Raw genomic sequence first — 19,028 nt, forward strand, 5'->3', positions numbered from 1 at the left:
GCAAGAAATGTTTACGTTTTTGGTCAAGCGCCTGGTGCAGGCACTGGTAGTGATGTTTGTGATCAGTCTGGTGGCGTTTGCTATCCAGGACAATTTAGGCGATCCCCTGCGTGAGCTGGTGGGACAGTCTGTGTCCGAAGCCGAGCGAGATGCGCTGCGGACTGAAATGGGCCTCAACGATCCCTTTATGGTGAAGTACGGCCGCTTTATATCGAAAGCTGTTCAGGGGGATTTAGGTAACTCTTATTTCTTCAAACGTCCGGTTGTTGACGTGATTCTGGACAAGCTGGTAGCCACACTGGAACTGGTGTTTGCTGCGTCTCTGATTATTGTTGTGGTGTCGATCCCCTTAGGCGTTTATTCGGCCATCCACCCCAACAGCGCCCTGACGAAAGTGATCATGGGCTTTAGCATAGTGGGGATTTCGATTCCGGTCTTTTTGACTGCCATTATGCTGATGTATGTTTTCTCAATCGAATTAGGCTGGTTACCATCGTTCGGACGGGGCGAAACGGCCAATGTATTGGGCTGGAATTCCGGCTTCTTCACGCTGGATGGTCTGGCGCACCTGGTGCTGCCGAGTATCTCACTAGCGTCTATCATGTTGCCGCTCTTTATCCGCCTGGTGCGCTCGGAAATGCTCGAAGCGCTGAGCACCGAGTACGTGAAATTTGCCCGTGCCAAAGGCCTGGCGCAGAACAAGGTGTATTATCAGCACGCGCTGAAAAACACCATGCTGCCGGTGATCACCGTAGGTGGGGTGCAAATCGGTACCATGGTGGCCTACACCATTCTGACCGAAACTGTATTCCAGTGGCCGGGGACGGGTTTCCTGTTTCTGGAAGCGGTTAACCGGGTCGATACCCCTTTGATTACCGCTTATGTCATTTTTGTTGGCCTGATTTTCGTAGTGACCAATACCCTGGTTGACCTGCTGTACGGCCTGATCAACCCGACTGTAAACCTGACTGGCAAAGGAGCGTAATCATGACGACCAAGACGACTGACGCGCCTTCACGTTGGCAGCGTTTTCTGAACTCAGATTTCATTTATTTCTTTAAGAAAGACAAAGTGGCCATTGCCAGTTTTACTGTGTTTATGCTCTTTGTACTGACAGCACTGTTCGCACCGCTGCTGTCGCCAATGAATCCGTATGATCTGAACAGCATTGATATTATGGACTCGGAGCTGGCACCGTCATGGATGGAATTTGGCGACGCCCGCTTCCTGCTGGGTACGGATGATCAGGGCCGTGATATTCTGTCGACTATTATCTACGGGCTGCGGATCTCACTGGCCATTGGCCTGTTTGCCGTCGCGCTGCAGCTGTTTATCGGCATCATTGTCGGACTGTGTGCGGGTTACTTTGGTGGCCGTATCGACAGCTTCCTGATGCGCATTGCCGATGTCCAGCTGTCGTTCTCGACTATGATGGTGGCGATTATCGTGTCGGCGATTTTCAAAGCCAGCTTTGGCAGTGACTTTTACAGTCAGTACGCCATCGTGATGCTGGTGGTGATTATCGGTATTGCGGAATGGCCGCAGTATGCACGTACGGTGCGGGCATCTGTGCTGGCAGAGAAGAAAAAAGAGTATGTTGAAGCCTCCCGGGTGATGGGCCTGAAATCACTGCGTATTATGTTCCGTCATATTTTGCCCAACTGCCTGTCGCCTATCCTGGTGATCTCCACCGTGCAGGTGGCCAATGCCATCATGTCGGAAGCGGCACTGTCCTTCCTGGGGCTGGGAATGCCGGTTGATCAGCCGTCACTGGGCTCACTGATCAGCATCGGCTTTAACTACATCTTCTCGGGCTCCTGGTGGATCACTGCGTTTCCTGGCATTGTGCTGGTGACTCTGGTGCTGGTGATCAACCTGCTGGGTGACTGGCTGCGTGATGTCTTTAACCCTAAGGTCTACAAAGGCTAAGATCCTGCCGGAAATACGTGATGATTTAACAAGCCTCTGCAATTGCAGAGGCTTTTTATTTTCCCCGCAGCTGTTACCTCCGGAGCAGATACCGTACGCCACTATTACACGGCCACCTGCTCTGCCATGATCTGATGACTCAACAGGCGGTGATGCCATGAAATGAAAGCCATCTCAGCGGTTGCAGCAGGTGTGCCCTTGGCCTGTGAGCCGCACAGCGGCCTGTGTGATGAACCACTCGTCCAGCAGCCCGGGAGTCGGAGAATGATGAAAAGGCTGCATCAGCGCCTGCAACGGCCACAGTGGATGTGATGCATGATACGAGCAAAGCTGCCGTCGGCAGATGATGCCAGAAGACGTATTATTGCGCGTCAGCCCGGTGCCGACGGGTAACAATCCGGTCAGCACAATATAGCCTTAGTTAGCGGAACGGGTGGATAAGAGCGGACGGAACAGGTGAAACACGAACTGCATCGGGCTATCGGCAGGGACAGACGGAAGAGATATAAAAAAGCGGCTGTTTTCAGCCGCTTTTTTGTCAGGGGGATCTGTGACGGGTCTTAGAAAATCAGGTGAGCCATCAGCGCGATAACCGGCAGGGTGACCAGGGTACGCAGAATGAAGATTACGAACAGCTCCCAGGCTTTCACCGGGATCTTGCTGCCCAGCAGCAGAGCACCGATTTCAGACATGTAAATCAGCTGTGTTACAGACAATGCCGCAATCACAAAGCGGGTCAGATCACTCTGGATTTCGGTTGCCAGAATCGAAGGCAGGAACATATCAGCAAAACCGACGACTATGGTTTTGGATGCTTCAGCCGCTTCCGGAATTTGCAGCAGCTCCAGCAGCGGGATAAAGGGTTTACCCAGCCAGTCAAATACAGGCGTGTTCTCGGCAACCAGCAGCGCCAGCGTACCGATAGCCATGACAACAGGCAGAACACCGAACACCATATCGACAGCGGCTTTGACACCGTCATTAACCACTTTGCGTAAGCTGGTGACTTTGTTAGCGCGCTCAAAGGCTTTTTCCAGACCGAAGCTCAGCACGGTGTGGCCGTCAGGCAGGGCATCCATGTTGGCATCGGCCGGCGTACCGCAGACAAAGTCATCACGCTTGCGGCTCAGAGGTGGCAGGCGCGGAACAATAATAGCAGCCACCACACCCGCCAGACACACAGTGGCGTAGAAAGGCAGGAACATGTGTTCCAGGTTAACCTGCGCGATCACCACCAGGCTGAACGTAATGGAAACGGCAGAGAAAGTGGTACCGATAACCGCCGCTTCACGCTTGGTATAGAAGCCTTCTTCGTATTGTTTGCTGGTCAGCAGCACGCCGACACTGCCGTCGGCCAGCCAGGATGCCAGACAGTCAATGGCGGAGCGGCCCGGCAGATTAAACAGCGGACGCATCACTTTGGTCAGCATTGCTCCGAAGAATTCCAGCAGACCGAAGTTGGTTAGCAGGGGCAGGAAAAAGCCCGCACACAGGAAGACCGCAAACAGCACGGGCAGCAGGTCGTTCAGCACCAAGCCGCCGGTATCTCCGTCGAAGATAGCAGCCGGGCCGACTTGAAAAAACGTCAGAATGGCAAAGGTCGCCCCCAGCAATTGAACGATGTACCAAGGCAGGCTTGGCTTAAACAGATTGGCAATAAAAGGTTTACGTTCAATAAAACGGGGTTTGGTGAGGCGAACCAGGGTCGAGCAAAGCGCCGTCAGTGTAATGACGGTGGTGACGATGGCCGTCAGGCTGCCTTCAAACAGGTTCTGGATTGCTTTTGCCATTAAGGCAATAGGGATGGTTATCTCTCCACCTACGGTGATTGGTGCCATAAACAGCAGCACACCGATGAATGATGGCAGAATAAACATGAGCCAAGGCGCTTTACGCTTGTTTGCGCCAGTTATCACTTGTTCTGACATGATTGACCTTTAAGTAACTGATACAACGTGTTTTTGTGCTGTGCCGAGTAAATCGTCCCAGCATGAACATGCAGTTATTATTAATATAATCGTGGCGAAGGTTACATTTTTTATCACTGCATTGGAATACTTCTCTGAAAGAATCATCTAATTATGCATTGTAAATTAGACGTTATGATAAGTTACTCACGTTTAACAACGATATATCTTGCATTACATTTTTCGCTGGTATTAGGCATTGGCAAGATTTGTGCAGCGCTTCACTGTTATCGATATTGTCATTGTTAAGCGTAAAACCGCTTATATAATGGGCGCTTCTTGATGACTTTTTGACAAATTCACGGCAAAAAAATACTAATACTTATGAATATGAAATTGCAGGGACTCACACTGGCAGTGGCTACGGCTTTGTCAGTCAGTACATTTTCCGCTCAGGCAGCGGTAAACGGGGCGGATGCTCGCAGTGTCGCTATGGGTGGTACAGGGGTGGCATCCGCGAGTTATCTGACGGCCAGTTTTTATAACCCGGCGCTGGTGGCACATTACGATCAGACCGATGATTTTGGCGTGTTACTGCCAGCGGTAGGAGTCAGTATTCATGACCCGGATGATCTGAATCAGAAAGTTGAGGACTTCCAGGATGTCAATGATGAACTGGAAACGGCGATAAATAATAGCGGCGGCAGCCCGGTCTCTGATTCCCTGGTCAATGAGTGGAAAGCGGCACTGATGGCTATGGACGAAGGCAAACTCAAGGCTGACATCAGTATCGGTGCGGCCGTCGCTGTGCCGAACCGTTATCTGAGCATGAGTTTGTTTACCCAGGCGCAGATTGTCAGCCTGGCTCAGGCCAACATTGATCCGGATGATTTGGCCGGCGTGGACGGCTCGAATCCGCCGGATCTCGATAATCTCCAGTCTGACGTGCTGGGTATTGCCGGCGGTATCGTTGATGTCGGTTTAACCATGGGTAAATCTTTCGAATTACCCACTGTCTCTCTGCCGGAGCAGAAGGTGTCGGTGGGTATCTCACCTAAGATCCAGCAACTGATTGCCGTGAGCTTCCAAAATACTGTCAGCCAGTTTGATAACAGTGACTTCGAATTTGAAAACGAATATCAGGATGATACGGCCTTCAACCTGGATATAGGTCTGGCCTATCAGCCTATTCCGACCGTCACTGTGGGGTTCAGCGGCCGTAATCTGCTTAAGCAGGAGCTGGAAACCAACACACCGGACTCTCCCGCAGGTCAGCCGGGCAAATTTACCAGCAAGACTTTGCTGGTTGAGCCTCAATACACCCTGGGGGCTGCATACAGCAACAGCTGGTTTACCGCTGCTGCTGACGTGGATCTGGCGGAGCAGAAATATTTCAAAGAGTTTGATCTGGCGACTCAGTATGCACGGCTGGGGATGGAGCTGAATGGCTGGGACTGGGTACAGTTCCGGGCCGGTTACAGTCTGAGCCTGACCGATGCAGCGGAAGATACCATGAGTGCCGGTATCGGCCTGAGTCCGTTCGGCGTGGTGGCGGTTGATCTGGCGCTGCAATATGGCCAGGACAACAACTACGGTGCGGCTCTGCAGTTCGGTTTTACTATGTGATCGCCTGACAATACATATTGCACAACCCGTCATAAATTTGGCGGGTTGTGTATATGATAAAAACATTAATTACACTAAATTCTAGTCGCAGCTCGAAGAATAAAAATCATTTGAAAGCCGTACATACAACGCGTTGAATTAAAAAGAAAAAATAACGACTGCTTTTTTTAATGTTCATTAGAATTCTCCAGAATATTGGCTAACCTCATAAGCAATGAAGCTTATCTTCATTTCGCACTTAAAAAGAAGTAAAGATTAAACCTTTATTTTCATCGTCCCCGATGTTTTTAATGCTGCTTTTCATTCGCTTGAATGATGCGATTAAAAGGGAAATCGTAACAGGACATTATGAGGAATAACGTCATGGCAACAATTAACAAAGTAGAAATCGTGATCGACTGCGAAGCCATTGAAAATGGTGCGCAAGGCTATCAAGCCGTTCAGATGTTTGCTGACCCCAGCCTTGTCATTGATAATTCGCAGGGTTCTTATGAGCTGAGTATCAAGGTGAATAATGGTGATGTTATTCGCTGGTCAGCGTTTCCTAAAGTGAGTGTATCGGAAGATGGCAGCCATTATTCTGTACTGATTGACGCGGAACATGAATGGAACAGTACCTTGATCAAAGGCTGGGCGGCTTATCAGGGTAATACACAAGTTTATGTTTATAAGGAAGACGGCATTCCAATGAATGATAGCGTCAACGTACCTTTTGAACGCCAAACAGCTTATCTGCCGTATGTGCAGGCGACAGCCACCCTGCCAGGTCGCCCGAATCCGGGTACTCAGCAAAAAGCCGCGTATACATTCTGGGTACAAGTCTTTAAAGATGACCAGCTGATTAAAGAAATTAACTGGGACCCCTATGTGACTGCAGTTCAGCCATAATTACTTGTTATAACACCCAACAGCGAGAGTTATTTTCTCTCGCTGTTGGATCTTATCTCTTCTTTATTTATTAAAGCATTTCATCTTTAAGCGGTTTTCATCACAATCACCGCAGCGATAACCACAAAAATACCAGTCCAGCCAAGCGGTGACAGCCGTTGTTTAAACAAGACTGAGCCGCCAATGGCGGTGCCAAGAATCCCGATAGCGCCCCATGACGCATAAGCCACCGCTAAATCAATTTCTTTGACGGCCTGAGCCAGCAGCGTAAAGGCACACAAGACCAGTGCGATGGACAGGCCGCCCCAGAGTTTGTGCTTGAAGCCGTTTGAACGGGTCAGCGCCATGTTGGCGGTAATATCGACCAAAGCCGCCAGCACCACAAAGCCGAAGGACAGGGTAAAGAACTGACTCATGATCGACTCCTTGCTGAGGCTGAGTGCGGCATTGAAACCTTCGTTTTGGTGGCGCGGCTGTCTGACTGCGCTTCACCCAGTGTCACCATCACAATGCCTGCCACGGCTAACCCCAGGCCAAGCAGCTCCTGACTGTTCAAATCGGCCTTGAATACCAGCAGCGAGACCAGAGTGATCAGGGTAATGCCCAGTCCCTCCCATATCGCATACGCCACACCGATGGCAATTTTCTTCGCCGCCAGCGACAGGAAGTAGTAAGACACAGTGATCAATAGATACATGGCCGCATAGCCCCAGAGTGCGCCTTGCTGGCCGAGCAGATTCATGGTGCTGGTACCGGCGACTTCAGAGGCAATCGCCAGCAGCAGAAAGATTCGTGCAAGAAACATCATTCACCTTTAAATGAATTTAATTAAATGCATAACATTGAGGGGCATGTCATCCCGCCAGCAAGAAAGAGGAACGCTGAAACCGTACTTTTGTTGACTGTGCAGTAAAATGTTATGGCGTAAGGCTAGAGTAGCCCGCGGCACTGGGTCTGGACAGGTAATTGAGATATTCATTTTTGAATATCTCTTGGTGGATCAGAGCGGGTGCTTGAACAGGTTCTTTACAATACGATGTAAATGCTGATGCATCGGGTGATTTCTGTTGGTTTGTAAAAAGCCGCCTGAGATAACAAAGTCACTGAATTCCCGGTTGACTGCAGGCATAGGGTAGGCCACCAGATCCGGAAAAAGCCGGATGGAACTTTTGCTGGCGTACATGATGGCGTCGGTATTGCGCAGCATCTCGGCCGCGACGCGTAAACTGTAGGTTTTGAGCAGTACGTTCGGCTGATAGCCCATGCGCTGATACTCAGACTCCACGGTACACAAAGGATTGTACGAAGCGGGGGCCGGCAGAGACACAATCGGCAACTGCGCGACCGCCTCCCAGTCGTTGCTGTCTTTATCCAGCGACAGGCTCGGGTGGTTATGCCGGGCCAGGATCATCCGTTTTTCCGTAAACAGCGGGCGCATGTATATGTCGTTCGACAGCTCGGTCTCCTGATCCAGAATGCAGTAATCATGCATGCCTTCGAGCATTTCCCCCTGACTGCTGCTGTTCCAGCCGGAAAAGGAAAACGTCGCGCGGGGAAAGGCCTGGTAACAGCCGCTCAGCAGGCGTGCGCCCTGCTCGTCGAGCAGATACGGATCGATAACTAAAGAGAGCTGGCCGTCATATGCCTGGGCACTGAAATCTTCAAACTCGTTCAGTACCTTGGCAATGGGCGCCAGAATGTTGTCGAACTCTTCGGCTAAGCGCAGCGCCATCGGAGAAGGCTCCACACCGTGCGGCTTGCGCACGAACAGCGGGTCGTTGAACGTGGTCTTCAATCTGGCCACGCCACGGCTGGCACTGGGCTGAGAGATCCCGAGCTGCGCTGCCGCGACTTTAATACTCTTGTGATCGACCACCGCCTTGAGCAGACGCATGAGATTGAGATCCAGTGTATCGAGCTGATGGGCCATCCTGCTACCTGTTGTGTTGAATATTCACAAGGAAATGGGTTGCTTACCTGGTGATTCTAAAGGGTAGGATGGATCAGGTCACGAGAAAGTCACCCAAATGACTGGCAGGCTGGTCTGTTTGAAAGGCGGGTTGTTTATTTGACGTCCTGCCTGGATATATTTTATAGAAAACATGCCGTTATCGTTATTTATAAAAAATGGATAAATGTCAGTTGTCAGATAACATTTTGTTTTATTTGTAGAATAATTATTTATTAAGTGCTGTTGATTATTTTATTTTTATAGAGTTTTGAAATAAAAGAGTATATTAATGAGTTCAGTTTTAATTTAAATTGCAAACTAATTGTTACGGTTACTTAATGGCATTATTTATGGGGGAGTGTCACATTACGCAGAGATATCGAAATTATAACAGTGAATTGATATAAAATTTGAACAACGGAGACTAACGCTTTTTTGTTTTTTATCTCTATCTGGTGGTTTTAGCAACTCTTTCAGGAGCTTACGATGGCTATAACTGTATTGGATGGATTTTATCAGCAAGTATCAGCTAATAAGGATAAAACCGCACTGGTTTATCAAAATACATCAATGACTTATTACGAGCTGAATCAACAAAGTGATCAACTGTGTACCTGTCTGAAGAATAGTGGAGTGCAGCGTGGCGATATTATTCCAATCATAGCGCAGCGAACACCGAATTTTATTATTGGCATGCTGGCAGTGATGAAAGCAGGAGCTACCTATATTCCGATTGATGCTGCTTATCCTGAGCGAAGAATTCAGGATATTCTGAACCAGGTCAATGCGGCACTGATATTAACCACAGACGCCTGGCTCAGTTTCAATTACGGCCTGCCTTCGGTTCGCAGGATTAATATTGAAGACGCAAAAAACACAAAAACGGATGCAGTCGCGCAGATTGAGAGCAGTGGCGGGCAACTGGCGTACATTATTTTCACCTCGGGCACGACGGGGACTCCGAAAGGGGTCATGATAGCGCATTCGGCCCTGCTGAATCTTATTACCTGGCATAACCGTCACTTTGATATGTCTGCTGACTGCCGGACATCGCTGGTTGCCGGTATCAGCTTTGATGTCGCCCAGTGGGAGGTCTGGTCAGCCTTGATGTGTGGTGCAACCCTCTGTATCCCTGAGGATAAGATCCGTCTTCAGCCGGATTTGCTGTTACCTTTCTTTGCTGATAACCGGCTGACGCATGCGTTTGTACCGACCGTGTTTGCAGAAAGCGTGGTGTCTCAGCCGCAACCGGAAAATTTGGTGCTGCGCTATCTGTTTACCGCCGGCGAAAAACTGAATCCTGTCAATCTGTCCGGGGTCAGTTACACCCTGATCGACTATTACGGCCCGACTGAAGCCACCATTTTTACAACTTGCCAGCAGGTGTCGTGCAGCAGTCTCGATCGTCCCGAGGCAATTGGTCTGCCGATCGCAGGTGCTGAGGTATTTATTCTGGACGAGCAGCAGCAAGAGGTATCAGCCGGGCTGGATGGTGAGTTGTATATTGCAGGCCCCGGTCTGGCTCTTGGGTATCTGCATTCACCTGAGCTGACAGCGGCGAAGTTTGTGCAACTTCCCCATATTTGTGGTCAGCGGCTGTACCGAAGCGGCGATCGGGCCCGGTATTTGCCGGATGGACGGATCCAATACCTGGGCCGGCTGGATGATCAGGTTAAAATCCGGGGCAACCGCATTGAGCTGGGTGAATTAGAGCAGGTTATCCAGGAGTTGGATACTGTCAGACAAGCCGTGGCGCTGGTTGCGCACTCAGACAATCCCGCCATCAAAAAAATTCTGGTGTTCCTGCTTCCGCAACCGGAGGAAACGCCGGCGCTGATACCATCGGTCAGACAGCATATACGCGATTCCCTGCCAGAATACTTCCAGCCTGCCGCAATTGTACGGGTTGAGGATTTTCCGCTGAATCCGAATGGCAAGATCGATAAAAAGCACTTGCTCGAGCGTTATTTTGCCCGGCAGGAGCAGGATGAGACAGTGACTGCCGCATTGTCACCGCAGGAAGCCACTATGGCGGCTATCTGGCGTGAACTGCTCGGCAACCGGACCTTGCTGCCCAGCGATGCGTTTTTTGATGTCGGCGGCGACTCGCTGCAGGCCGTGCGCCTGGCCATCCTGATCAGCAACCGGCTGGGCATCAAAACTTATGTCAGGGATGTCTACGATTACCCTACGCTCCAGCAACTGGCCAATGCGATGGCTGCCAGAGCGCAGGAAGTGTTGTCCGATGTGGACAGCGAGCCGGTACGCGAGCTGCATCAGGATGTCAATTTGCCGCCGGATGTGCAGATCAATGCGGCTTTCGACATCCAGCAAATCATAGCCCCCCAGACCATTCTGCTGACCGGGGCTACGGGCTTTGTCGGCTCGCACCTGCTGGCTGAAATACTCAATACCACCACCAGCCAGATTGTCTGCCTGGTGCGGGCCACTTCTGACCAAGCTGCCATGAAACGTCTGCTCAGCACCCTGACACGGTATCGGATTGACCTGACAGGTGCGCAGCAGCGACGGATTCTGGCTGTGTCTGGCGATCTGGCCGAGCCTGATTTCTCTCTCGCGCCGGCCAGATATCAAGCCTTATGCCAGCAGGTGGATTTGGTCTACCACTCGGCCAGCGCCGTGAATTTCATCCAGCCGTACTCCTACATGAAGCATGACAATGTGCAGGGGCTGAAAGAAGTGATCCGTTTTGCCGCCAATGTCCGAACCAAGCCTCTGGTGCTGCTGTCGACCATATCCGTCTACAGCTGGGGCCACTTATTTACCGGTAAAACCGTGATGTACGAAGCCGATGATATCGATCAGAACCTGGCGGCAGTCACGACTGATATTGGCTACGTCAGGAGTAAATGGGTGATGGAGAAGGTGGCGGATCTGGCCGCTGCGCAGGGACTGCCGCTGATGACCTTCCGGCTGGGTTATGCCACCACTCATAGCAAAACGGGTGTTGCGGCGGATTACCAGTGGTGGGGGCGGCTGGTGAAAACCTGTATTCATACCGGGAAAGTACCCGATTTGCAGGATTTGCGCGAAGGTCTGACCACAGTGGATTACATGACCCGTGCTATTGCCCATATCAGCCGCAACCCGGATGCACTGGACCTGAAATTCAATCTGATCCATCAGGGTAAAAATAATCTGACGTTGCAGGAATTTTTCCGCCTCCTTGGCCGGGAATGCGGTTACTCATTCCAGGTGGTCCCTTATACCGACTGGCTGGCCTTGTGGGAGGACAACTCAGATGCGCCGCTGTACCCGCTGCTCAGCTTATTTAAGGACAAGATGGTGGCTGATCAGTCAACTGTTCAGCTTTATCAGCACACTTACCTGTGGGACTGCAGCAACGTAAAACGCTTCTTGCAGGGCAGCGCAATCCAGGAGCCCGTTTTCACCCGTGAACTGTTAAGGCGTTATCTGGCGCAGTCTATTCAGGCGAAAAACGCAGAGACAACGCTGATATGACGGGCAGCAGGACTGATGGTGATCTGGGTGTTGAGGCGCAGAGAGGGAAAGATGAAAACGAACAAACTGACGAATCCGCAAGTCCGCTCCGACAGGCAAAGTTTCGACGCCACGACCTTTGATGGTTATGCGGCGCTCTACGAAGAGATTTTTACCTGGCCATACCGAAGCGAACTGGAAATACCGATGCTGAAAACCTTGCTGGGGGATGTGTCGGGAAAAGCTGTACTGGACTTCGGGTGCGGTCCCGGCACATTTACGCGCTGGCTAAAGCGTCTGGGTGCAAGGCAGGTGGTAGGGTATGACATTTCAGAAGGTATGCTGAGCTATGCCAGAAACCGGGAGGAAACTGAACAAGCCGGATTGATTTATACCTCTGATATCAGCAGATATGAACAGCAGTTTGATATCGTCCTGGCTGTTTATGTGATGCCTTATGCACCTGATCGTCTGACGCTAACACACATGGTGAGAGACATGGCTGATGTATTAAAGCCGGGCGGACGTTTAATTACGTTGCCGCTCAATCCTGCATTTCACCCGGATCCTGACTATTATCGCCCGTATGGTATCCGGTTGCTGGGCCAGCAGGAGAGGTTAGACGATGGGAGTACAGTGACATTGCACCTTTGTCATCCGCCGTATGACATTCAGATTGAAGCCTGTTACTGGACGCGTTTGACCCTGGAAGACACACTTCGCGCTGAAGGTATTGGAGCCATAGAGTGGGTTACTTATGATGCTGTTCAGTCAAAGTGCTCTTCTTTCCTGCTTCCCTACGCGCAATGCCCGCATGCTGCCATTATCACAGGTGAAAAAAGTCAGTCGTGTTGACCGTAAAAGGGCGGACGATGCCAGTCAGCATACCGCTTAAAGCAGGGATCTTTTGCCGGAATCTGTGACAGCAGATAAACGGCGCGATATGTGTAACAGCATTGAGGTGACGTGAAAACAAAAAGACCAGCAATCCCGCTGGTCTTTTGTCTGTTAATGCTGAAGGCGAGCTTGCGGATTAACGCCGAGCTTGCGGATCAACGCATAGTTACAAACTCTTCCGAGCCGGTTGGGTGGATGGCAACCACGCTGTCGAAATCGGCTTTGGTGGCGCCCATCTTCATGGCCACGCCGAAGCCCTGGATCATTTCATCCACGGTATAACCAATGCCGTGCAGGCCGACTACAGTTTCTTCCGGGCCGGCGCAGACCAGCTTCATTTTACAGGGCTGGCGGTGGCTGGTGACGGCTGTGTACATGGCCGTAAAGCCGGACTGGTACACTTTCACGTTCTCTTCGCCGTACTGGGCGATGGCTTCCTGCTCCGTCAGGCCAATCGTGCCGATTGGCGGATGGCTGAACACCACGGTTGGCACCAGTTTGTAGTCCATCTTGGCGTCTGGCTTGTTGTTGAACAGGCGCTCAGACAACTGACGGCCAGCTTTGACGGCCACCGGGGTCAGCTCGATGCCGCCGTCCATGATGTCGCCGACACAGTAGATGCCAGGCACATTAGTCTGCTGATATTCATCGACCTTGATGTAGCCTTTGCCTGTGGTTTCCACACCGGTCACTTCCAGGTTGATTTTGTGCGTCACAGGGTTGCGGCCGATGGCCCAGATCAGCAGATCGGTATTGTGTGATTCGCCGTTTTCAAAATGCAGTGTGATGGTGCCATCGGCTTCTTTCACCACTTCTTTGGGCACTGAGTGGGTGTGCAGGGTCGGGCCTTCGCTGTTCATGACTTCGACCAGGGTGTCGACAATCATGGGATCGAAGCTGCGCAGCGGCGATTCTTTACGCACGAACAGGTGAGTATCTGTACCCAGCGCGCTCAGCACCCCGGCGATTTCGACTGCGATGTAACCGGCGCCGATAACAGCAGTACGCTTAGGCTGCTCGGTCAGCTCGAAGAAACCGTTTGAGTCGATACCGTGCTCTGCACCCGGAATGTCCGGAATGGTTGGCTCACCGCCAACGGCAATCAGGATATGATCGGCAGTGAAATGCTGGCCGTTCACTTCCACGGTTTTGGCATCCACGAATTTGGCAAAGCCGTTGATCACTTCAATCTTGTTCTTGCCCAGCACATTATCGTAGGCCTGATGGATGCGGCCGATATAGGCTTCACGGCTTTCAACCAGGGTTGCCCAGCTGAAGTTTTTCACGTCCACGTCAAAGCCGTAATCCTTGGCATACAGATGCATGGCTTCTGCAATCTGAGCGCCGTGCCACATCACTTTTTTCGGTACACAACCGACGTTGACACAGGTGCCGCCCAGGGCTTTGGCTTCAATCAGCGCCACTTTTGCGCCGTACATAGCTGCGCGGTTAGCTGATGCAATCCCGCCGCTGCCGCCACCAATACAGATGTAATCAAAATGCGTTGCCATGACTGTTCTCTCTATGCTGTGAAATCTTAGCTGGACGACAGTGTATACCTAAGTCGCCTTCAGATGCTAGGTTCGGCGAAACTGACGTCTTTACTGTGGATTCGGTGGTGATCTTGATGGCGGGAAGAAGGGGAAGAGCAAATCATGCCGGTGCAGGCCATGCCTGGCTTTGCACCGGATATCATCAAACGGCAGGGATTATTCCGGCACCACCCAGCGCAGTGTGGTGTGGCCGCGGGTGGGTGCAATCACAGACTGCAGCCAGGGCAGCAGGGTGGCCATCTGGCTTTCCAGCTTCCACGGCGGGTTGATGACAATCATGCCGGAGGCCGTCATCCCGCGCTCTTCGGTATCCGGCTCGACACCCAGTTCAATCTGCAGAATGTTGCGGATCCCCAGGTTCTCCAGCGCTTCCAGCATGGCGTCGATATTGCTGCGGTACACCACCGGATACCAGATGGCATAGGTGCCGGTCGCCCAGCGTCTGACGCTTTGACCTATGGCTTTCACCACGTCCATGTACTCGTGTTTCAGCTCGTAGGGCGGGTCAATCAGCACCAGACCACGCCGCTCTTTGGGCGGCAAGCTGGCTTTGAGGCGGGCAAAACCGTCTTCTTTGTAGATACGCACCTGACGATCGCCGCGAAATTCCTGCAGCAGCAGCGGGAAATCGGTTGGGTGCAGTTCGGTCAGGATCATGCGGTCCTGCTCACGGATCTGGGCGCGGGCCACCTTGGGTGAACCCGGGTAGTAGCGCAGGGTATCGCCCTGGTTCAGCACCCGGATGGCATCCAGGTAAGAGGCCAGTGCTTCCGGCAGATCGTCGCGCTGCCACAGGCGGGCAATGCCTTGCAGGTATTCGCCGGTTTTTTCGCTGCGTTCATCCTGCAGATCATAACGGCCCACACCCGAGTGGGTGTCGTGATACACAAAAGGTTTGTCCTTTTGCTTGAGCGCGTCAAGGATCAGGCTTTGGACTATGTGTTTGATCACGTCAGCATGGTTGCCGGCGTGAAAACTGTGGCGATAACTCAGCATGGATTACTCTGTGGTGGTCGACGAAGGGCGTTATTATGGCGTAATCCGGCCGATTATGCAGCGGGATTGTGGTCTGTCATCCTTACGGCCACTAAAATAGAGTGAACTGCGAGCCTAAATTGCGCGAAGGGATTGAAAATCACCTTATGCAGACGCATTTCTTCAGGAACCTACTTAAAAAGGATACGCTGATGTCGAACCCATTACTGACCATGACAGATCTGCCCCCGTTCTCGCAAATCCAACCCGAACACATCTTTCCTGCGGTTGAGCAGGCCATCAAAGACTGCCGGGCCAAGGTAGAAGACGTCCTGGCCAGCGGCGAGACACCCAGCTGGGACAGCATTTGTGCACCGCTGGCGGAAACCGATGATCGCCTGAATCGCATCTGGTCACCGGTGGGCCATCTCAACGGGGTGAAAAACAGCCCGGCGCTGCGCGAGGCTTATGAAAGCTGCCTGCCAATGCTGTCGGACTACAGCACCTGGCTGGGCCAGCACAAGGGGCTGTATGAAGCCTACAAGAGTATCCGCCACAGCGATGCGTTTGCGACCCTGTCTCAGGCGCAGAAAAAATCCATTACCGATGCGCTGAAAGAGTTCGAGCTGTCGGGTATCGGTCTGCCCGCGAGCGAACAGCACCGCTATGGTGAAATCAGCAAGCGTTTGTCTGAGCTGTCGTCTGCGTTCAGCAATAATGTGCTCGATGCCACTATGGGCTGGAGCAAGCTGATCGCTGATGCCGATGAATTGTCGGGCCTGCCGGAGTCGGCCTTGCAAGCGGCCGCGGCGGCGGCGGAAGAGAAAGGTGAGCAGGGTTATCTGTTTACGCTGGAAATCCCCTCCTACCTGCCGGTCATGAGCTACTGTGATAATCGCGAACTGCGCCGCGAAATGTACGAAGCCTTCGTGACCCGCGCCTCGGATCGCGGCCCGAACGCGGGCAAATGGGATAACAGTGAAATCATCGCTGAAAAACTCAAACTCAGTCATGAGCTGGCCCGTTTGCTGGGCTTTAATACCTACAGCGAGAAGTCGCTGGCGACCAAGATGGCGGAATCGACCGATCAGGTGCTGGGTTTCCTCAATGATCTGGCCGCCCGCGCCAAGCCGCAGGGCGAACAGGAAGTGGCCGAGCTGCGTGAGTTTGCCCGCAGCGAGTTCGGGGCCGACGCATTGGAGCCCTGGGATGTTCCTTACTATGCCGAGAAACTGAAACAGCACAGATACAGCATTTCCGATGAGCAGCTGCGGCCGTATTTCCCGGAGCAGAAAGTGGTGTCCGGCTTGTTTGAGGTGCTCAAGCGGGTCTTTGGCATGACGGTGACTGAGCGTGAAGGCGTGGATGTCTGGGATCCGAGTGTCCGTTTCTACGATATTTTTGATGCCAGCGGCGAGCTGCGCGGCAGTTTCTATCTGGATCTGTATGCCCGCGAGCACAAGCGCGGTGGTGCCTGGATGGACGAGTGTATCGTGCGCCGCGTGCGTCAGGACGGCAGTCTGCAACATCCGGTTGCCTACCTGACCTGTAATTTCAACAAGCCGGTCGGCGGCAAGCCGGCGCTGTTTACCCACGACGAAGTGGTGACCCTGTTCCACGAAACCGGCCACGGTATTCACCATATGCTGACCAAGGTTGATGAGTCTTCGGTCTCTGGCATCAATGGCGTGCCCTGGGATGCGGTAGAGCTGCCAAGTCAGTTCCTGGAAAACTGGTGCTGGGAAGAAGAGGCGCTGGCCTTTATCTCCGGCCATTATGAAACCGGTGAGCCATTGCCGGCCGAGTTGCTGGAGAAAATGCTGGCGGCCAAGAATTTCCATTCTGCACTGGGTATGCTGCGCCAGCTGGAATTCGGTCTGTTCGATTTCTCGCTCTACACCAATTACGATCCGGACATGGGGGCGCAGGTGCTCGATACACTGGCAGCGATCAAGCGTCAGGTCTCTGTGCTGCCAAGCCCGGAATGGGGTCGCTTCCCGCACAGTTTCAGCCATATCTTTGCCGGCGGTTACAGCGCGGGTTACTACAGTTACCTGTGGGCGGAAGTGCTGTCATCCGATGCCTATTCCCGCTTTGAGGAAGAAGGCATTTTTAACCCGCAAACCGGGGCAGATTTCCTGACCTGTATTCTGGAGCGCGGTGGCAGTGAGGAGCCGATGGATTTGTTCAAACGCTTCCGCGGTCGCGAGCCCAAGATTGATGCCCTGCTGCGCCACAGCGGTATCACAGGGTAAAGCTACTCTAAGCTACGATCAGAAAAGGCTCCCGTCGGGAGCCTTTTTTATGAGCTGTGTCTTGAGCCACATTGTTATGCGGCAGGTGTTCAGCCTTCTTCGCTGATCTGCAGCGGCCAGCCGAGATCGCTCTGGCGGTGGGCTTCCTGCTGCAGCTCGGCCTCGGTGAGCGGATTGGCCGTCAGCCAGGCTTTCGGCAGCATCAGGGTGAGCTGATTATCATCGACCCTCAGGTGCGCAGGTGGCTGGTGCTGGCTGTCACGCCGGTGGCAGAGAATGACCGCCAGACGCAGCAGGCGCAAGATACGCACAGCGTTGATTGCGGGGATCGCATGCTGTTCCGGCAGGCTGGTCAGGTTATCCCTGTGCCTGCGCAGCAGCTCGCCCAGCAGGTGTTTCTGCGCGCGGGTAAAACCGGGTAAGTCCAGATGCTGGATCAGGTAGGCGGCATGATCGCCGCTTTGTTTGAAGCCGATACCTGTGCCTATTTCGTGCAGGATCGCGCCGGACTGCAGCAAAGAGCGGCTTTGCTCATCGGTCTGCCAGACGGGCTGACAGTCCTCCAGTAAAGCCTGTGCGGTGTCGGCCACGGTGCGGGCATGTTCGGTATCAACCTGAAAACGGTATTGCAGGCTGTTCAGGGTTCTGGCTCGCACATCGTCGTGACGCATCTGGCTCATCATGTCATACACCATGCCTTCGCGCAGGGCGCCGCCGGCCAGTGTCATGGTTTGGATCTCCAGCGACTCAAACAAGGCGATCAGAATCGACAGGCCGCTCGGAAATACCAGGGCCCGCTCTAAGGTCAGCCCTTCGATATCCAGATCTTCCAGCCGTTCGTACTGCATGGCCTGACGTTGCAGGCGCTTGAGTTTAGACAGGGTGATCAGCTCGTCCATACCCTGGGCAACCATGATTTCCTGCAGCGCTTGTACGGTGCCGCTGGCGCCGACACAGTGCTCCCAACCCAGTTCACGGTAGGGCTCTACGATAGGCGCAATGGCTTGTTTGGCTGCCAGGATTGCCGCGCTGAAATTGTCGGCTGACAAGTACCTGTCTTTGAAATAACGCTCCAGCCAGGTGACACAACCAATTTTCAGGCTGGTCAGTGCCTTGGCATCAAAACCTTCACCGATAATGACTTCAGTACTGGCCCCACCGATATCGACGACCAGGCGTTTTCCCTGACCGCCAGAGGTGTGTGCAACGCCCTGGTAGATAATGCGTGCTTCCTCTTCACCAGGAATAATGTCGATGGGGTGACCCAGTATACTGATGGCTCTGGAAAGAAAGTCTTCGGCATTCACGGCGGTTCGCAGTGCCGCGGTACCGACAATACGGACCCGTTCAGCCGGAATATCCTGCAATCGTTCTGCAAACATTGCCAGGCATTCCCAGCCGCGCTGCATGGCTTCCTGACTCAGTTCATTCTGGCCGTTAAGGCCGGCAGCCAGCCGTACTTTGCGCTTGATTTTAGCCAGCGTATGCACACTGCCTGCGACTTCACGCACGATCCACATGTGAAAGCTGTTAGAGCCAAGGTCAATGGCTGCATACAGCGGGGATACGACACAACTTTCCATAG

The 19,028-nt window shown here is 52.7% G+C and carries 14 protein-coding genes; 7 read left to right on the top strand and 7 right to left on the bottom strand.

The genetic code is table 11. From position 1 onward, the window contains the following. Positions 1–7: 7 nt before the first annotated feature. Both H511_RS0100100 and H511_RS0100105 read left to right on the top strand, forming a co-directional pair. Positions 8–985: an ABC transporter permease gene (locus tag H511_RS0100100; RefSeq protein WP_027250469.1), complete on the top strand. Its 978-nt coding sequence runs from the start codon at positions 8–10 to the stop codon at positions 983–985. Between the two features lie 2 nt (positions 986–987). Further along, the gene (locus H511_RS0100105; RefSeq protein WP_027250470.1) at positions 988–1,929 is read left to right on the top strand and encodes an ABC transporter permease; all 942 of its coding nucleotides are present in this window, start codon (positions 988–990) and stop codon (positions 1,927–1,929) included. 560 nt (positions 1,930–2,489) lie between these two features. Here the strand turns inward: H511_RS0100105 and H511_RS0100115 are convergent. Then, the gene (locus H511_RS0100115; RefSeq protein ID WP_027250472.1) at positions 2,490–3,857 is read right to left on the bottom strand and encodes a YjiH family protein; all 1,368 of its coding nucleotides are present in this window, start codon (positions 3,855–3,857) and stop codon (positions 2,490–2,492) included. Between the two features lie 363 nt (positions 3,858–4,220). Between H511_RS0100115 and H511_RS0100120 the strand changes: the two genes are divergently transcribed. Both H511_RS0100120 and H511_RS0100125 read left to right on the top strand, forming a co-directional pair. Next, positions 4,221–5,462, top strand: a complete 1,242-nt coding sequence (locus tag H511_RS0100120; RefSeq protein ID WP_027250473.1) for a conjugal transfer protein TraF — start codon at positions 4,221–4,223, stop codon at positions 5,460–5,462. A 363-nt stretch (positions 5,463–5,825) separates the two neighbouring features. Further along, entirely contained in the window at positions 5,826–6,350 is a 525-nt protein-coding gene (locus tag H511_RS0100125; RefSeq protein WP_027250474.1) for an AidA/PixA family protein, read from the top strand. 86 nt (positions 6,351–6,436) lie between these two features. Here H511_RS0100125 and mdtI read toward each other — a convergent pair whose 3' ends face one another. From mdtI to H511_RS0100140, 3 genes are all read right to left on the bottom strand, one after another. Continuing rightward, the gene (gene mdtI / locus H511_RS0100130) at positions 6,437–6,766 is read right to left on the bottom strand and encodes a multidrug/spermidine efflux SMR transporter subunit MdtI (protein WP_027250475.1); all 330 of its coding nucleotides are present in this window, start codon (positions 6,764–6,766) and stop codon (positions 6,437–6,439) included. After that, positions 6,763–7,155, bottom strand: a complete 393-nt coding sequence (locus tag H511_RS0100135) for an SMR family transporter (RefSeq protein ID WP_027250476.1) — start codon at positions 7,153–7,155, stop codon at positions 6,763–6,765. Before H511_RS0100135 ends, mdtI begins: the two co-directional genes overlap by 4 nt. A gap of 195 nt (positions 7,156–7,350) precedes the next feature. Further along, complete coding sequence (locus H511_RS0100140; RefSeq protein WP_027250477.1) at positions 7,351–8,280, bottom strand: LysR family transcriptional regulator; 930 nt, start codon at positions 8,278–8,280, stop codon at positions 7,351–7,353. Between the two features lie 507 nt (positions 8,281–8,787). Between H511_RS0100140 and H511_RS0100145 the strand changes: the two genes are divergently transcribed. Then, positions 8,788–11,784: an amino acid adenylation domain-containing protein gene (locus H511_RS0100145; protein ID WP_027250478.1), complete on the top strand. Its 2,997-nt coding sequence runs from the start codon at positions 8,788–8,790 to the stop codon at positions 11,782–11,784. A 51-nt stretch (positions 11,785–11,835) separates the two neighbouring features. Further along, positions 11,836–12,618 (top strand): class I SAM-dependent methyltransferase, encoded by a 783-nt coding sequence (locus H511_RS0100150; protein WP_027250479.1) that lies wholly within the window; start codon positions 11,836–11,838, stop codon positions 12,616–12,618. Between the two features lie 197 nt (positions 12,619–12,815). Here H511_RS0100150 and gorA read toward each other — a convergent pair whose 3' ends face one another. Further along, entirely contained in the window at positions 12,816–14,171 is a 1,356-nt protein-coding gene (gene gorA, locus H511_RS0100155; protein WP_027250480.1) for a glutathione-disulfide reductase, read from the bottom strand. 198 nt (positions 14,172–14,369) lie between these two features. After that, the gene (locus H511_RS0100160) at positions 14,370–15,209 is read right to left on the bottom strand and encodes a 23S rRNA (adenine(2030)-N(6))-methyltransferase RlmJ (RefSeq protein WP_027250481.1); all 840 of its coding nucleotides are present in this window, start codon (positions 15,207–15,209) and stop codon (positions 14,370–14,372) included. A gap of 191 nt (positions 15,210–15,400) precedes the next feature. Between H511_RS0100160 and prlC the strand changes: the two genes are divergently transcribed. Further along, positions 15,401–17,443, top strand: coding sequence for an oligopeptidase A (gene prlC, locus H511_RS0100165; RefSeq protein ID WP_027250482.1), 2,043 nt, complete (start codon positions 15,401–15,403; stop codon positions 17,441–17,443). Positions 17,444–17,532: 89 nt separating this feature from the next. Here prlC and gppA read toward each other — a convergent pair whose 3' ends face one another. Continuing rightward, entirely contained in the window at positions 17,533–19,026 is a 1,494-nt protein-coding gene (gene gppA, locus H511_RS0100170; protein WP_027250483.1) for a guanosine-5'-triphosphate,3'-diphosphate diphosphatase, read from the bottom strand. Positions 19,027–19,028 lie beyond the last annotated feature (2 nt).

Source organism: Photobacterium halotolerans DSM 18316, from assembly GCF_000425165.1.
Classification (GTDB): domain Bacteria; phylum Pseudomonadota; class Gammaproteobacteria; order Enterobacterales; family Vibrionaceae; genus Photobacterium; species Photobacterium halotolerans.

Coding starts and splice junctions, on each gene's coding strand:
- H511_RS0100100 (WP_027250469.1), top strand. CDS start 8: ATGTTTACGTTTTTGGTCAAGCGCCTGGTGCAGGCACTGGTAGTGATG.
- H511_RS0100105 (WP_027250470.1), top strand. CDS start 988: ATGACGACCAAGACGACTGACGCGCCTTCACGTTGGCAGCGTTTTCTG.
- H511_RS0100115 (WP_027250472.1), bottom strand. CDS start 3,857: ATGTCAGAACAAGTGATAACTGGCGCAAACAAGCGTAAAGCGCCTTGG.
- H511_RS0100120 (WP_027250473.1), top strand. CDS start 4,221: ATGAATATGAAATTGCAGGGACTCACACTGGCAGTGGCTACGGCTTTG.
- H511_RS0100125 (WP_027250474.1), top strand. CDS start 5,826: ATGGCAACAATTAACAAAGTAGAAATCGTGATCGACTGCGAAGCCATT.
- mdtI (WP_027250475.1), bottom strand. CDS start 6,766: ATGAGTCAGTTCTTTACCCTGTCCTTCGGCTTTGTGGTGCTGGCGGCT.
- H511_RS0100135 (WP_027250476.1), bottom strand. CDS start 7,155: ATGTTTCTTGCACGAATCTTTCTGCTGCTGGCGATTGCCTCTGAAGTC.
- H511_RS0100140 (WP_027250477.1), bottom strand. CDS start 8,280: ATGGCCCATCAGCTCGATACACTGGATCTCAATCTCATGCGTCTGCTC.
- H511_RS0100145 (WP_027250478.1), top strand. CDS start 8,788: ATGGCTATAACTGTATTGGATGGATTTTATCAGCAAGTATCAGCTAAT.
- H511_RS0100150 (WP_027250479.1), top strand. CDS start 11,836: ATGAAAACGAACAAACTGACGAATCCGCAAGTCCGCTCCGACAGGCAA.
- gorA (WP_027250480.1), bottom strand. CDS start 14,171: ATGGCAACGCATTTTGATTACATCTGTATTGGTGGCGGCAGCGGCGGG.
- H511_RS0100160 (WP_027250481.1), bottom strand. CDS start 15,209: ATGCTGAGTTATCGCCACAGTTTTCACGCCGGCAACCATGCTGACGTG.
- prlC (WP_027250482.1), top strand. CDS start 15,401: ATGTCGAACCCATTACTGACCATGACAGATCTGCCCCCGTTCTCGCAA.
- gppA (WP_027250483.1), bottom strand. CDS start 19,026: ATGGAAAGTTGTGTCGTATCCCCGCTGTATGCAGCCATTGACCTTGGC.